The following is a 16147-nucleotide window of genomic DNA, read 5'->3' as shown; positions in this document are numbered from 1 at the left end:
CCGCGCGTCATCCCCGCACCCTCCCGCGCGTCATCCCCGCACCCTCCCGCACGTCATTCCCGCAACCCCTCGCCCGTCATTCCCGCGAAAGCGGGAATCCAGTGACAAACTGAAAACCCTGGACTCCCGCCTTCGCGGGAGTGACGGTAAAGGGCCTTCACGGGAATCACGGCAAGAAACCTTGACGGAATCACGGCGAGGGCTTTTTCAGAACTTCCCACCGGTCCGGCTCAGTCTTCTTCTTGTTCTTCGAGCCATTCCTCGTATTCCTCCCTCTTCTCTTCGATAAAGTCCTCAATCACGTCAAACAGGTTCTCATCCATCAGTTCCAGGGACTTGAGTACCCCGGTCATCTCCCAAATGGTGTACATCTCCACCGAGGTCTTCAGGGAGATTTCCCAGGCGGTGTCCGTGGTCTGCAGGGTCTTCATGGGGATGGCCTTGCGCAGGATGCGCAGGTCGCCGTCCACCTTCTGGATGTTCGGACCCCAGTCGGGAAAGTGATCCGGCTGGATCATGTCCGGGGAGAGCTGGTTGCCGGTGGTGATGAGCTTGAGCATCACCCGACCGAAGGGCCTCAGTACGTCCTTGGCGGACTGCATCTCGTGCTTGATGGCCACCTCCCGCATGATGGCCACCAGGCCACCGGGAGAATTCTTGAAGGGACAGCGGGCGGCGCAGGTCATGCACTGAGCACAGGCCCAGATCTTCTCCTGCATGGCGTCGTACACCTGCTCCACGTTCTCGGTCCACAGAAGCTGCACGATCTCCCGGGGGCTGTAGTCGTAGAACTGTGCCGACGGGCAGGTGGCGGTGCAGATCCCGCAGTTCAGACACCCGTTGAGCTCATGGTCGTAGCGAAAATCGCTGCGGATGTCGTCGAATACCTGTTGCATTTCGGCGTAAGTAGCCATGGCATACCTCGTCTTTCATTGCCCGGAGAGATATCCTTACACCCAAGCAAAATTGTCAACCATTAGCGTTCAGCGAGTGTAGTTCATTTTCTCGTTGACGCGCCGATCACGGGCCTCCGGTGCGGGAACCCGACCCACCGACGTCAATGGATTCGGTTCAGTGTCCCGCCCCCGCCTGCGGCCGAGGACCGCGCCCACAGGGAGTACAAAGGATCGCGGCTAGACGAACAGACAGATGTCGGACTCGCCCGCAAACTCGAAGAAGGTGGCGGCACCGCCGTATTCCACGCCATCAATGAAGTCATCCCGAGACATGTCGAACAGATCCACCGTCATCTGGCAGGCGATCATCTTGACGTCCGCCTCCTGACACATCGCGCGCAGTTCTTCCACGCCGGCCACGCCCTTGGACTTCATCTTCTGCTTCATCATGTAGGTCATCATGGCCTGCATACCGGGCAGGGCCTGCAGCAGGACCGGCATCGGCAACGGCATGGGCATGCCGGGATTACCCAATGAGGTCACTTTCAGATCGGGGCTCTTTTTGAGCAGTTGTAGGCCATAAAAGGTGAAGAACACCTGCACCTGGTAACCCAGGGCGGCTGCGGTGGAAGCCAGGATGAAAGGCGGGTAGGCCCAGTCCAGGGTCCCCTTGGTGGCGATGATGGCCAACTTCTTCTCAGACACGAGGCATCCCCTCCGTTATGCCTTGATAAAGCCCGAGGTGTACGTCCTGCCGCAGCCGGGGCGCGGCAGGACGGCGCCGCGGATCAGGACTTACGTATCAGGAACAGGAACTTGCCGCCCTCATCCCGGTGTTCAAGCAATTCATTGCCGGTCTGCTTGGCAAAGGCCTCGAAATCCTTCACGGAACCCGGATCGGTGGCGATGATCCGCAATACCTGGCCGCTGTCCATGGATGCCAGGGATTTCTTGGCACGCAGGATGGGCAGGGGGCAGTTCAGCCCGGAGGCATCCAGTTCCTGGTCAAAATCGGACATCTCGATTTTCTCCTCGTCTATCAAGTGGTCTGGGGTCTCTTCGCCGACGCCCCCGATGGGGTCCTGCCGGCGCCCGCCCCGATCATCTCACGAAATTTCCCGTTATCGGACAGGGAAAACTTCAGTATTTTTTATCCGCCTACCAGAACGACTTGGGGAAGTTCCTCCTCTGCCGTCACTCCCGCGAAAATCCACGCCGCTCCCGCCCCTCCTACCTCGTCACTCCCGCGAAAGCGGGAGTCCAGGGCTTCTAGTCCGCCGCTGGATTCCCGCTTACACGGGAATGGCCAGTTCAAGCCGTCCCTTGATAGGACACCCCGGGGCGGACATAAAATTATTTGCTTATCATCAATAACAATATAGCTATATTCTTCTAAACTTCCAGCTTATGCGAAAAGAAGAATATGAGAACAATTCCCACAACCACTGAACGAAGAAATCAGGCCGCTGTCTCACCGGAAACACGCATGATAGTGTTCCCCAACACCAGCCCGGCCGCCCAAAGCGGAGGAGCCCTCATCGTGGACAAGAAGCATTTTGCCGCCGATACCCAGTATGCTGTCACCTTGCGTGACGAACATCGGCGCCTGCGCCCCGCCAACCTCTACGTGCATCGGCTCTTTGATGACAGCATGATCGCGCGCCGGACTGACGGCCCCCACTCAGGGCAGTTGTTCAAGATCCGCTATGGGGATGTGGTTCGGATTGCACGGACCATCCCGGTGGACCAGTCCAAGCGTTTCATGCTGCCGGAGGCCATGCTTATGCCGAAACTATGGGAAAACCGCACCACCATGAACGCCTACGCCTCGGCCCCCGGCCTGGGCAAGTAGCAGGCTCGCCCCCCATGCCGGACCGATCGGCCCCCAACCGCAAATCGGGAGCCGACGGCTGGCGTGGGCTCATGGCCGCGGGGCTCTGCCTGCTCCTGCTCATCATCATCGCCCCGGTCCGGGCGGGCATCAATCTGCCGGAGATCGGGGATCCCTCATCCGCCCTGCTCTCACCCTCCCAGGAACAGCAACTGGGACGCACCCTGCTCAGGGAAGTGCGCCGCACCCTGCCTCTGAGCAAAGACCCGGTCCTGCTGGGCTATGTGGAAGCCCTCGGGCAACGTCTGGTCTCCAGTGCCCCCGATGCCCACCCCAATTTCACCTTCCTGGTGGTGGAAGATCCGCGCATCAACGCCTTCGCGATGCCGGGGGGCATCATCGGCGTCAACACCGGGCTGATCGACGCCGCCCGCAACGAAGGGGAACTGGCCGCGGTCATCGCCCATGAAATCGCCCATGTCACCCAGCGCCATATCGCCCGGGCCTATGCGGGCAGCACCCGTATCGACCTGGCCACGGGGTTAGCGATTCTGGCCGGCATCATCGCCAGTGCCTATGCCCCGGAAGTGGGCCAGGCGGCCATCATCGGCGGCATGGCCGGCGGCGTTCAGGCCCGGATCAACTTCACCCGAGCCAACGAACAAGAAGCGGACCGGATCGGCATCGGCATTCTGGCGGCGGCAGACTACGACCCCCAGGCCATGCCCGGCTTCTTCGAACGCATGCTGCAACTCAGCGGCGGTGCCGGAGAGGCGGTACCGGAGTATCTGCGCACCCACCCCGTCACCAGCAATCGCATCACCGACAGTCGGCTCAGGGCCGACCAATATGAAGGCGACTTTCGCACCGATGCCCAGGCCTTTCGCATGATCCGTGCCCGGGTCCAGGCCCTGCAGGACCCGGGTCGGATCATTGATCTCTACACCCGCGATCGGAACGGTAACAGCAGTGATGCAGCCAGGGTCTACGGCCATGCCATCGCGCTCATCCAGCGCGGCCAGACCGAACAGGCCATCAAGGCACTCCAGGATGTATCAGGACAGGAAGGCGCGGATCTCTTTCTGGAACTGGCCCGGGCAGAGGCACACATGGCGGCCAGACCCGCGAACCACCGTGCTGCCCTGGAGATCCTGAAAAGACTGGACGACATCTACCCCAGGCACCTGCCGATCACCCAGACCTATGTGCAGGCCCTGATCGGGGCCGGAGAGTACAGCCGGGCCGTACAGGTGGCCGATGGCCTGCTATCGGCCGAGGCCAAGGCCCCCGAGCTGCTGCGCCTCAAGGCCGATGCCGCCTCACGCCTGGGCCGGGATGCGGTCAGTCATGAAAGTATGGCGGAATATTATTTCCATCATGGTCAATATCGTGAGACCGTCAGGCAACTGGACATGGCCCTGACTGCGCGGGATCTGACCCCCCACGCGGAAGAGCGGGTCAGGAGCAAACGCACCATCGCGTTACGGTTTGTGGACGATCGCTGAGCCGGGGCTTGAGCATTGAGGCACATCAAGCCCCATATAACCAAAAAGTACTTGTAAAAAAGATTTAGTTAGGTAGGCTGTATCCCCAGAGAGCCCGCGGCAAGACCCCGCGTCGAAACAGGGCATCTCCAACCATGTAAAGAGTCGTGAGTGTGAGTGGAGGAGACCGCATGAACAGCAAGCGTCGAGTGTTTCTCAAGGGCACCCTCGCGGCGGGCACCGTGGGTGTCGCCGTGGGCGCCGGCCTGCTGACCCCAAGTACCGTACTCGCCGACTGGCCCAAGGCCGCCTTTCAGGCCAACTCCCTGAGCGATGCCCTGAAATCCGCCCTAGGCTCGGACAGTCACAGCAGTGGTGACATCACCATCCGTGCACCGGATATCGCCGAAAACGGTGCGGTGGTCCCGATCACCGTAGAATCCAGCCTGACCGGTGTCACCGACATTGCCATCCTGGCGGTCGCCAACAATGCCCCCCTGACCTCCAGCTACAAGCTGGGTGAAGGCACCAGGGCCTTCGTCGCCACCCGGATCAAGATGGGCGAAACCTCCGATATCGTCGCAGTACTCAAGGCCAACGGCCAGCTCTACAGCGGCACCAAAGAGGTCAAGGTCACCATCGGCGGTTGCGGCGGCTAAGAGCGCCCGACAACCGCGGCATCAAGGCGAATTCGCAGGAGAAAGCACCATGTCCAGCATCCGAGTCCGAGCTCAGATCGAAGGCGGCGTCACCAATGTACGCGCCCTCATCAGTCACCCCATGGAAACCGGCCAGCGCCGCGACCAGGGGGGCAACACGATTCCGGCCCATTTCATTACCGAGGTCAAGGCCGAGTGCAACGGCAAGCACGTACTGACCGCCAACTGGGGTCCGGCCATTTCCCGCAATCCCTATCTGTCCTTCCAGTTCGAAGGAGCCGCCGCCGGCGATACCCTGACGCTGTCCTGGGTAGACAACAACGGCGAATCGGATACCACCGAAGTCCGCATCAGCTGATACACAGAAGATCAGCCATAAAAAAAACGCAGTACGCAGGAGGTTTGTCGCGCCAAGGGTCCCGGTCTGATCGGGACCACCACCAAAGAGGAGCAGTAGAGACCAGACCCGGGTGACCGGCACAGGTCCAAGCAGGAACACCTAAAGATGTTCTGAATAGGTCATTCCCGCGCAAGCGGGAATCCAGTCGCAGGGTGGCAAGCCCTGGACTCCCGCTTTCGCGGGAGTGACGTGGAGAGCGGGAGTGACGGAAGGGAACTTGTTCAGTGCGTCCTTAAACAACACCTGCCAGATTCAGCATGCCCGGTTAAGCCGGGCTTTCTTTTGGCCGGGACCCGCCGGCCCACGTTCAATCATCGTGTGAGGAGAAGGCATGAACCTGACCCGCAGAGAATTTCTCCAGATACTGAGTGCCGCGGGCATGGCCGGCTTCGCCCTGACCGCGTGCGGCCGCGGCAACGGCGCCGCCCTGCCGCAAGCGGATACCACCGGCAACCCCTATGAGCTGCGCCCCTACGGTAATGTCTCGCTGCTGCACTACACCGACTGCCACGGCCAGTTGCTGCCCGTGTACTTTCGCGAGCCCCACGTCAACCTGGGCATCGGCGAAATGCAGGGCCGCCCCCCTCACCTGGTGGGCCGGCATCTGCTGAATCACTACGGCCTGGAACACCCCAACCTCTGGTCCCATGCCTATACCCACCTGGATTTTACCCGTCTGGCGGAACAGTACGGGCGCGTCGGCGGATTCGCCCATCTGGCCACCCTGGTCAAGCACATCCGCGCCCAGCGTCCCGGCACCCTGCTGCTGGATGGCGGCGATACCTGGGGCGGCGGCTCAGGCACCGGAGTCTGGACCCGAGCCCAGGACATGGTGGACGCCCAACTGCTGCTTGGGGTGGACATCATGACCGGTCACTGGGAATACACCTTCGGTGCCGAGCGAGTCCAGGAGATCCTGCGGAACGACTTTGCCGGCCGCATCGACTTCGTAGCCCAGAACGTGGTGGACGTGGACTGGGAGGAGCGGGTCTTCAAACCCTATGTGATCCGCGAGATCAACGGTGTCAACGTGGCAGTGATCGGCCAGGCCTTCCCCTACACCCCCATCGCCAACCCCAGACACCTGATACCGGAGTGGTCCTTCGGCATCCGGCACCGGGAGATGCAGGACAGCGTCGATCAGGCACGCGCCGAGGGGGCCGAGGTGGTGGTGGTGCTGTCCCACAACGGCATGGACGTGGACATCAAGATGGCCGGCCTGGTCAACGGCATCGACGCCATCATGGGCGGCCACACCCATGACGCGGTCCCCGCCCCCCTGGAGGTCAGAACCCCCGACGGCGGCACCTGCCTGGTCACCAACGGCGGCTCCAACGGCAAATTCCTCGCCATCCTGGACCTGAACTTCGCCAACGGCCGGATCGAGGGTTACCGCTACCACCTGCTGCCGGTGTTCGCCGACCTGATCGACCCCGACCCGGAAATGGGCCGGTATATCGACAACCTGCGCAACCGCACCGTCACCTACGACGGCGACACCTTCCGCATGGCGGACAAGCTCGGCGAGACACTGGCCGTCAGCGACGATCTGCTCTACCGCCGGGGCAACTTCAACGGCACCTTCGACCAGCTCATCTGCGATGCCCTGATGGAACAGGTGGATGCCCAGATCTCGTTTTCTCCCGGCTTCCGCTGGGGCACCACCGTGCTGCCGGGCATGCCCATCACCTTCGAACACGTGATGGACCAGACCGGCCTCACCTACCCGGCGGTGACCCGCAACGAGATGAGCGGCGAGATGATCAAGACCATCCTGGAAGACGTGGCCGACAACCTGTTCAACAAGGATCCGTTCTACCAACAGGGCGGGGACATGGTGCGCGTGGGCGGGCTGCGCTACGCCATCGACCCCACCCGGGAGATCGGCGAACGCATCACGGCCATGGAACTGGACGGCAAGCCCGTCGACCCGAACGGCACCTACGTGGTGGCGGGCTGGGCCAGCGTGCAGGAACAGCCGATGGGTGACACCGGCCGCAAGATCTGGGACGTGGTGGCCGATTATCTGCGGGATCATCAGACCGTGCGCATCACCGACCTCAATGAACCGGTACTCAAGGGTGTGGACGGCAATCCCGGTATTGCCGCGTAAATGATCAAACCTTGAAACGCCCCACCAGGCTCTGCAGTTCCGCCGCCAGCCTGGCCAACTCGTCGCTGGCCAGGGCGATCTGATCGGAACCGGACGAAGTCTGTTCCACGGCCTGGGCGATATTGATGATATTGCGGTTGATCTCCTCGGTCACCGCCGACTGCTCCTCGGCGGCACTGGCGATCTGGGCATTCATGTCATTGATGTTATTGACGGCGCCGCTGATGGCCTTGAGCGACTCACCGGCCCGGGCGGCCTGGGTCACGCTCTGACGCGCCTTGCCCCGGCCATCCTCCATGGCTTTCACGGCACCCGAGGCGCCCGACTGCAGCCGCTCGATCATGGCCTGGATCTCCGTGGTGGAGGTCTGGGTACGACTGGCCAGGGTTCTCACTTCATCGGCCACCACCGCAAAGCCCCTACCCTGCTCACCGGCCCGGGCAGCCTCAATGGCTGCATTCAGGGCCAGCAGATTGGTCTGTTCGGCAATGTCCCGAATCACTTCCAGCACCTTGCCGATATCATCACTGTCCTCGGACAATCGGGTAATGACCTGGGAGGCATTCTCCACCTCCCTGGCCAAGGCCTCGATGGCGCGGATCGTCTCCTTGACCTCCCTTTCCCCCGCGACAGCCTCCTGACGCGTGGAAGCGGCCGCATGCGCCGCTTCGGAAGCATTGCGGGACACCTCATGCACCGTGGCGGTCATCTGGTTCATGGCAGTGGCCACCTGATCGGTTTCAGAATGCTGCCGACGCACCTGCCCACGGGTCTCTTCCGTGGTGCTGGACAGTTGCTCTGCTGCCGCCGCCAACTGGCTGGAGGCGGCGCCTGCCTGCCGGACCAGGTCGCGGATCTTGCCGACAAATTCATTGAAGGCCCTGGCAAGGTCGGACAACTCATCCCGCCCTCTCGCCTCCAGCTGCCGGGTCAGATCACCCTCCCCCCGGGAAATATCGTGCAGGGCATCGGATAATCGGACAATGGGGCCGACGATGAGCCGGGCCAGGAAGACAGCGACCACCACGCCCCCCGCCACCAGCAACAAGATGCCCAGCACCAGGCGAGCCACCATCTGGTTCACGCCCTGACTGACGATGGCATCGATTTGCTGTCGCGGAATGCCCAGGAACAGGATGCCGATGACCTGATTGGAGGCATCCTTGATCGGTTCATAGACCGTAAGATGGGCCGCCCCCAGGATCTGCGCCTCACCGATATAGCGTTGACCTGCCGAAACCGGTGCGAACGCCGAACTGGCCTGTCCCAGTTGCGTACCCACCGCACGGCGCCCATCGGGCAGACGAACGCTGGTAGTCACCCGGGTAAAGTCCCTGCCGTCCCGGGCAAATACCGTCGCCAGTACACCCAACTCCTGACTCAGCCTGTCCACCACCTCAAGGCGATCGTTGATCGGCTGGCCCTGGGCATCCACCAGCTTTCCGTCCACCAGACGCAGCGCGCCCCACTCACTGGTAACGTGGTTGCCCGCAGACCAGATGTCCCCCTCGATCTTCATCCTCAGGGTATGGTCCACCAACGTGTATCCCATGCTGCCGGCACCCTGACTGGAGATGAACAAGACAGCGACACCGATCAGAATCAGAAGGATCACCGTAACACTGATCAAGCGCGTGCGGATGGTCAGGTTGTTCCACATGGGATAGGCTCTTCTCGGCAAGTATCGGGTATTCTTTGCGGGCTTCATTGGCCCAAAAAGGGAAATACTGAACAACCCTCCTGGCGTCACTCCCGCGAAGGCGGGAGTCCAGAACTTTCAGCCCGTGACCGGATCCCCGCTGGTGCGGGAGTGACTCACTCAAAACACCCCAGGCAGGAAACCGTCCACTGTCGTCATCATGCACGCATAGCAACCGTTTGACATTAAAATTTATATCTATTCTAAACATTCCTCCTCTGGCTAAGCGAGTGCAACACTCCCTTGGTCATGATGTTTCCGCATCCGTCGGAGACCCTCCCTCCACACCGGTATCGGCCTTGCCGGCAAACGCTGATATATAGGCATAGCAGGTATGGGCATCCTCGGCCAGTTCCAGCAGGCTGATGGTGCGCCGCTGCCACTGGCTGAAATCCGGTTCCCCGCTTGACCGGGACATGTCCTGAAACCCCATGCTCCAGTCCGAGAAGACCCGTGTACGGATATCTCCCTCCGCCACGATGTGGACATCTTCATGCCGAGGATCCAGACGGATTCGTGCCATCGTCGCCTCCACCTGTGCCCTGGGCCCCTCCAGCATCTGCATGAACTGGCCATCCTGATAGATCAGAAATCCGGTCACGCCGGACCGGGCGTTGGCTATGCGCGCAGTCCGCAAAATTGCCTGCAAGGACTCGTCACCCAACGGTTCGACGGTACGGCTGACATACAGCACGAAACTTTCCGTACCCTGATCCTCCCCATGCTCAAAATCGGACTGCGCATCCATCAGACGGACGAAATCCTCCGGCCTCATGGGAGGATGAAACAGATATCCCTGAAACAGCCCGCATCCCCCGTTCAGCAACTCCAGATGCTGCCCCTGGGTTTCCACTCCTTCCGCCACCAGCGCCAACCCCAGGGATCGTCCCAGGCCGATGACGGCCCTGACCACGGCGCGGCTCTCATGACGGGTCTCGATCCCATCCACAAAGGCACGATCAATCTTCAGAATGCTCACCGGCAGACGGGTGAGCTGGGCCAAAGAGGAATAACCCGTGCCGAAATCATCCACGGCCAGCCGCAACCCCAGTTCCGCCAACCGGCGAAGCACCCGAAGATTGGCGTCGATATCCGCCATCAACGCCGTCTCCGTCACTTCCAGGACGATGCGCACCGGATCGGCCTCGGTTTCCTGAAGCACGCAGCGCATGTCATCCACCAGCGACTCATCGCTCAACTGACGGGCGGAGAGGTTGATGGAGACATACGGGGCCGCCGTCCCCCAGCGACGGCGCCACTCCACCTCGGCCAGACACCCGGTCCGAAATACCCAAAGACCGATGGGCAGAATGACACCGCTCATCTCGGCGATGGGAATGAAGACCGCCGGAGAGACCTCCCCTTGCGGAGGAAACCAGCGCAGCAACAACTCGGCACCGACGATCCGTCCACGATCCGACGACAGGATGGGCTGAAACCGGGCCTGCAACTCCTGATTGTCGATAGCCATCCGCAATCCCAGGGTCACATTCAGCCGCTGCAGGGCCTGATGATGCTGGTAGTCATTGAAAAACTGCCAACCATCACGCCCCTGTTGCTTGAGGGCATGCAGCGCCGTCTCCGCGCAACGCATCACGTCGTCGGCACTGTGGGTGCTGCCCTGCCCCGTGGCCACCCCGATGCTGGCGGTCACGACCACCGGCACCCCGTTGAGCTCGAACGGCTGACGCATCGCCTCATTGAGACGCTCCGCCAGACCGGCAATGGCCGCCGGCTGCCCCACCTGTTCCGCCAGGATCGCAAACTCATCCCCGGCCAGCCGAGCCACCGTATCGCCGGGACGGACCTGGTCCAGCAAGCGGCGACTGACCGCCATCAGCAGGGCATCCCCGGTCTGCCGGTCATGACTGTCATTGATCAGCTTGAACCCATCCAGCCCCAGATGCAGCATGGCCACATTCAGGCCATGGCGGCGAGAGCGTTCCAGTGCATTTCCCACACGCTCATGCATCAGGGACCGGTTGGGAAGGCCGGTAAGTACGTCATGGGTGGCACGCCAGAGCAGCTCTTTCTCCGCCCGCTTGCGGGCCGAGATATCCAGTACGGTCACTACCAGATTCCAGACACCATGCTCATGGAACTTGGCGATGGAAGCCTCCAGGGAAAGGAAACTGCCATCCTTGTGGTATCCCGTGATTTCCGCACGTTCCGACATGCGACGTTTTTCCTCGGGACCATCAAGGAACTGCTGGTAAAACTGCGCATGCCGCTCCCGCATATGCGGCGGTACCAGCAGATGCACCGACTGCCCGACCAACTCTCCCTCCTCATAGCCGAACAGTTCACAGGCCCGCCGGTTGACGTGGGTCAGCATCCCCTGCGCATCCGCCGTCAGGATGGCGATATCCGCCCAGGCAAGGATGTGTTGTGCCAATCCGGCATCTGCATGGCCATCAGGTGCCGGGGCGGAGATAAACTGCCCAAGCAGTGTCTGCGGCTGCGAACCGAGCAGCCGGGAAGATGGCTGGTAGCGTTCAGGAATCAACGGTGATATCCCGCCAAAGCTTTCAATGACGCTGAAGCCGCCATTGGCGTTGCAGCGCGCCAGGTAGCTGTTGACCTGGGCATGGCGAAGCTCCGGGTCCATACTCACGTCACCCTGGGGCGCCGACACCCGCACCCGCCCCAGGGCTGCGCACAATGCCTCGGGCGTCAGTCCGCCGGCTCGCTGCACCGCCTGAGCGAAGGCATGCACGCAAACGTAGACACCTTCGCCAAAGTGGGTCAGCACACCATTACCCCGAGGCCAGATGCCGGTCACATCCGGCAAGTCAGACAGGCGTTGGAGGACGTCACGGTTGGCTTGGGTATCCACCGACATGAAATAACTGTTGACGGCATAAAGCCCCTGGCGTGCCTCCCGGGAAAGCTGGCCTGCCATGATTTCATCGAAATGGCCGGAGACCAGGGCCATGCGCCGATTCAGACCGATGGCCGCGCAACGTCGGAACAGCCTGACCTGATCCTGGCCGGCAAAATAGGGCACGAACACATCGGCACCTGAGCGGCTGACCTGCTCCAGCAAAATCGCCAGTTCCTGCTCACTCACGTCGAAGGGGAGGTACTCCTCCCCCACCACATCCCCACCCAATGCGAGCAGGACCTGCTTGGCAGCATCGATGGAGCCACGGGGCCACTCATAATTATGGCCCGCAAAAAACATCTTCGAACCATGGCGCCGGGCCATGAAGGGAACCATCGGCTCGATCTGTTGATTGGGCAGGACGGAAAAACTGAAGAAAAAGGGCTCGCAAATACTCCCCTCGTAGAAGGAAAAGTTCAGCAAGGGCACGCGTCGGGGCGTGGCCACCCGGCAGGCCACGGCAATACGGGAATTGGACAGGAGATTGCCGATCATGGCCACACAGCCATGTTCATCCACCAGACGCTCGGCCGCGGGCACCGCCGTTTCAGGCAGGCTACCGTCGTCCTCGATCACCAGTTCCAGAGGACGACCGAAGACACCTCCAGCCCTGTTGACCTCATCTACGGCAATCCTGGCCGCCCGGCAAATTTCCTCGCCATAAAGACCGGCAATCCCGGTCAGGGGGGCCATCAGACCCAGACGGATGGGACCAGACAGTGGTAGGGACATGGCGGATATACCACGTGATGCGCCATTACGGCAGGTACGCAGCAATGATAACCGATCAGGCCATGATGGGGACGGCGGTGGCGAGATGCCGGACTGGATCTAAGCATCCAGACTGAGGCCCCTCCATGATGGAGCGCGCCTTGTAGGCCTCAACCCGCATCCCCGCCTTTATGCCTACGATTGCGCCTCGCTTGCTGATCGCTCGCCTGTTCGACCAGGTGCCGCGTCGTCTGATAGGACCGCCGGCAAAAAGCCCGGAAGGAACGCCCTTGGGCCTCGGCAGGCCAAACGCCGGTCGCGGCTGTGAGCTGCCCGCTCGCCAGTTCGTATTGGGCCAGAATGTCGATGTACTCCTTGCGGTCGCGCACGTCGATCACCACCGGCGGGTGGCCGGAACGCAAGACCGGGATGTTACTCAACAGGCGGGCCATGCGCCCGTTGCCGTCCCAGAACGGATGCAAATGCACGAACCCCAGGTGCAGCCGGGCATAGGCATTGACCGCGTCCGTCTCACTCAAGGGTTCGACGGCGAGCCGATTGAGCTCGGCCAACCACTCGGCCATCAGCGTGGGGACATCTTCGGGTGCAGCGTATTCAATGAAGGTCTGGCGCTCCTCCTCGGTGACTGCATAGGTCCCGTTCGGCTCCACCTTCCAGGCGCCGCAGGGTTTGTAGATGTCAGCCACGGCTTCCGATTGCACCGCCCTGTGCAGATCGAACAGGCACGACTCGGTGACTGTCCCGTCCAACCCCTGATAGATCAGTTCGATCGCCCGCGCATGCCCCATCACCTCTTGGTGATCCTTCAGCGGCTTGCCGGAAACCGTCAGCCCCTCCTCGATGACGAACTTGGTCTCGCCCAGGGTGAGGGTGTTGCCCTCCAGGGCAGTGGAGGTGTGGGTCCAGAGGTCGCGGATCTGGCTTAGCAGCGACTGTTGCAGATCGCGGTCGAGCCCATTGAGTGCTTTCAGCCTGGGTATCTTCATCAGCTTTAGGTATCCGCTTTCACCGGCATTGGTGGAGAGTGCCCAGGGCTTGGGTAGCCGACTTTATATCACGATGCTGCTTGGACTCGATCCGGCCGCCGCCTACAAACCCCGTCTGATTTTCTCGACCTCGAACTCCCCGACATGCATGGCTTTGAGGTACTGGACCGGCTCAAGTCCATGGTGACTACCTGCCTCTGAACGAGGTGGCCGGACGGGCGTGGAATATGAAGTTGAGGCATGTAAGGGCCGCAAGCTATGCTCGATATCGGGTGTGGTGGTGATCCTCCCTGGGGGAGGCAAAGCGCCCCGCGCGAGATGTCCGGTTCGAACCCGTGCACCACCGACACCCACTTATGTCAACAACGCCCGGACCAAGCCCGTAACGATCACGCCCAGGGCGGCAAACAAAACCAACACCGCCAGATCCACCGAGGCTGCAGCCAGCCCTATGGCGGCCAGCATGAGCAGAACGCCCTGAACCACTAATTTCACGAGTCACCCCGCATGTCCGACCCGAATCTGGAGTAAGGATAACCACCGACGCGGGCAAGGTCACCTGCGAGTTCATCCCCGCAGGTGCAGGGAACGCATGAAACACCCCCACGGATGTGGGGAAGACATTGGATGAGCAGCGGCGATTAAAAGAAGAGATGAAACACCCCCACGGATGTGGGGAAGACACCGGGGAGGAAGACAGCCAGCCCACGGTGCTGGAAACACCCCCACGGACGTGGGGAAGACTACCCCTTGCGGGCCGCCTGGCGCCGAAACTCGGAAACACCCCCACGGACATGGGGAAGACCAAAGGAAGATCGCCCAAAGGCGCTGCCAGTCAGAAACACCCCCACGGACGTGGGGAAGACCACATGCTGCATGTACCGCTGACGAGTATCGAGGAAACACCCCCACGGGCGTGGGGAAGACAAGGCCGCCGCGGAGACGGTCACCGTGTCGATGGAAACACCCCCACGGGCGTGGGGAAGACCAGGGCCATCAGCAGCCAGGGGAATGCGCGGAAGAAACACCCCCACGGGCGTGGGGAAGACTGCCGGATACAACCAATCAGAACTCGCACGGCGGAAACACCCCCACGGGCGTGGGGAAGACCGAAGAATACGCTTATGCGCGGCACGAACTCAGGAAACACCCCCACGGGCGTGGGGAAGACTGGCGGACGAGGAGAAGCTGAAGAGTCAGGACAGAAACACCCCCACGGGCGTGGGGAAGACGTCAATCCTCTGATCCACTGCGGCAGAAACACCGAAACACCCCCACGGGCGTGGGGAAGACACTCCCACTCGCCTGTGGTTTCATCCGACCACAGAAACACCCCCACGGGCGTGGGGAAGACGCAAAATAGCAGCCGGTTTGGCCGCCTGCAAAGGAAACACCCCCACGGGCGTGGGGAAGACGTCATGGCTGCTCGCCCTCGGCCTGGCGGCGCAGAAACACCCCCACGGGCGTGGGGAAGACCCTGCGCCGGGCGGGAGGGCTTTGAGGACGCTGGAAACACCCCCACGGGCGTGGGGAAGACTCTGTAAGCGGCTCTGGGCGGGCAACTGCGCAGGAAACACCCCCACGGGCGTGGGGAAGACTCCCCCTGGACCGATCCGCCGCCACCCTCTGGGGAAACACCCCCACGGGCGTGGGGAAGACACGGAGTAAGCCATGCCGTTTGACTCGCAGGCAGAAACACCCCCACGGGCGTGGGGAAGACCTGGCCTCGGGCAGCACATCGTCTCTGACGTCAGAAACACCCCCACGGGCGTGGGGAAGACCTCTTCGGCCATGCCCATGGCTTTGGCGATGGAGAAACACCCCCACGGGCGTGGGGAAGACCGCAGAAACCTTTTCCTCTCCGCCGTCATCGTGGAAACACCCCCACGGGCGTGGGGAAGACGCCCAGCCACCCCCAGCTTGGGTCCGTCACGTGGAAACACCCCCACGGGCGTGGGGAAGACTCGATACCGCGTTCCGAGAAATCTCCACGCTGAGAAACACCCCCACGGGCGTGGGGAAGACCTCCAGGCCCACGAGTCGGCGTCGATGGCGACGGAAACACCCCCACGGGCGTGGGGAAGACCCAGAGCCTGGCCTTCGCTGGTCCCGAACTGGAGAAACACCCCCACGGGCGTGGGGAAGACCGTCGCAGGTCGGAGCCTAACGTACTTACAGCAGAAACACCCCCACGGGCGTGGGGAAGACTATCGTGTCGAGGCCTACGACCACACCGGCCAAGAAACACCCCCACGGGCGTGGGGAAGACCGTAGAACACGGGCACCCGCACCGCAGTGGGGTGAAACACCCCCACGGGCGTGGGGAAGACATCCCTCGCCCGGTGGACGATCCGCGTGCCGCAGAAACACCCCCACGGGCGTGGGGAAGACCCACTCCACACGCTCAACGCGCAGGCTCTTGAGGAAACACCCCCACGGGCGTGGGGAAGACTAACGGCAGTC

General features: G+C 61.9%; 12 protein-coding genes and 1 CRISPR repeat array. Of the genes, 5 read left to right on the top strand and 7 right to left on the bottom strand.

The features are described from left to right. Window positions 1–230 precede the first annotated feature (230 nt). The 3 genes from LQ952_RS01895 to LQ952_RS01885 form a co-directional block, all read right to left on the bottom strand. The gene (locus tag LQ952_RS01895) at window positions 231–896 is read right to left on the bottom strand and encodes a 4Fe-4S dicluster domain-containing protein (protein WP_238621020.1); all 666 of its coding nucleotides are present in this window, start codon (window positions 894–896) and stop codon (window positions 231–233) included. Window positions 897–1133: 237 nt separating this feature from the next. After that, window positions 1134–1601 carry a sulfur carrier protein DsrE2 gene (dsrE2, locus tag LQ952_RS01890; protein ID WP_238620955.1) on the bottom strand — a complete coding sequence of 156 codons (468 nt, stop codon included), beginning with the start codon at window positions 1599–1601 and terminating at the stop codon, window positions 1134–1136. 83 nt (window positions 1602–1684) lie between these two features. Then, on the bottom strand, window positions 1685–1915 hold the full coding sequence (locus LQ952_RS01885) for a sulfurtransferase TusA family protein (protein ID WP_238620953.1): 231 nt from the start codon (window positions 1913–1915) through the stop codon (window positions 1685–1687). A gap of 521 nt (window positions 1916–2436) precedes the next feature. On the opposite strand from LQ952_RS01885, the gene LQ952_RS01880 reads away from it, so the two are divergent. From LQ952_RS01880 to soxB, 5 genes are all read left to right on the top strand, one after another. After that, the gene (locus LQ952_RS01880; protein WP_238629135.1) at window positions 2437–2748 is read left to right on the top strand and encodes a hypothetical protein; all 312 of its coding nucleotides are present in this window, start codon (window positions 2437–2439) and stop codon (window positions 2746–2748) included. Between the two features lie 14 nt (window positions 2749–2762). After that, complete coding sequence (locus LQ952_RS01875; RefSeq protein WP_238620949.1) at window positions 2763–4232, top strand: M48 family metalloprotease; 1470 nt, start codon at window positions 2763–2765, stop codon at window positions 4230–4232. A gap of 170 nt (window positions 4233–4402) precedes the next feature. After that, window positions 4403–4870 (top strand): thiosulfate oxidation carrier protein SoxY, encoded by a 468-nt coding sequence (soxY, locus tag LQ952_RS01870; protein WP_238620947.1) that lies wholly within the window; start codon window positions 4403–4405, stop codon window positions 4868–4870. A 49-nt stretch (window positions 4871–4919) separates the two neighbouring features. Next, on the top strand, window positions 4920–5228 hold the full coding sequence (soxZ, locus tag LQ952_RS01865; protein ID WP_238620945.1) for a thiosulfate oxidation carrier complex protein SoxZ: 309 nt from the start codon (window positions 4920–4922) through the stop codon (window positions 5226–5228). 373 nt (window positions 5229–5601) lie between these two features. After that, on the top strand, window positions 5602–7383 hold the full coding sequence (gene soxB, locus LQ952_RS01860) for a thiosulfohydrolase SoxB (RefSeq protein WP_238620943.1): 1782 nt from the start codon (window positions 5602–5604) through the stop codon (window positions 7381–7383). 4 nt (window positions 7384–7387) lie between these two features. Here soxB and LQ952_RS01855 read toward each other — a convergent pair whose 3' ends face one another. From LQ952_RS01855 to LQ952_RS01840, 4 genes are all read right to left on the bottom strand, one after another. Further along, entirely contained in the window at window positions 7388–9043 is a 1656-nt protein-coding gene (locus tag LQ952_RS01855; RefSeq protein ID WP_238620941.1) for a methyl-accepting chemotaxis protein, read from the bottom strand. A 286-nt stretch (window positions 9044–9329) separates the two neighbouring features. Continuing rightward, the gene (locus tag LQ952_RS01850) at window positions 9330–12698 is read right to left on the bottom strand and encodes an ABC transporter substrate-binding protein (RefSeq protein WP_238620940.1); all 3369 of its coding nucleotides are present in this window, start codon (window positions 12696–12698) and stop codon (window positions 9330–9332) included. 149 nt (window positions 12699–12847) lie between these two features. Continuing rightward, window positions 12848–13684, bottom strand: a complete 837-nt coding sequence (locus LQ952_RS01845) for a Fic family protein (protein WP_238620938.1) — start codon at window positions 13682–13684, stop codon at window positions 12848–12850. A 354-nt stretch (window positions 13685–14038) separates the two neighbouring features. Beyond that, window positions 14039–14179 carry a hypothetical protein gene (locus LQ952_RS01840; protein WP_238620936.1) on the bottom strand — a complete coding sequence of 47 codons (141 nt, stop codon included), beginning with the start codon at window positions 14177–14179 and terminating at the stop codon, window positions 14039–14041. A 99-nt stretch (window positions 14180–14278) separates the two neighbouring features. Then, window positions 14279–16136: a CRISPR direct-repeat array (repeat unit 28 nt; unit sequence GAAACACCCCCACGGGCGTGGGGAAGAC). Window positions 16137–16147 lie beyond the last annotated feature (11 nt).

This window comes from Ectothiorhodospira lacustris, from assembly GCF_022227785.1.
GTDB classification, from domain to species: domain Bacteria; phylum Pseudomonadota; class Gammaproteobacteria; order Ectothiorhodospirales; family Ectothiorhodospiraceae; genus Ectothiorhodospira; species Ectothiorhodospira lacustris.
Note: the sequence above shows the minus strand (reverse complement) of the source record. Positions and strands in the feature narration are given on the sequence as shown.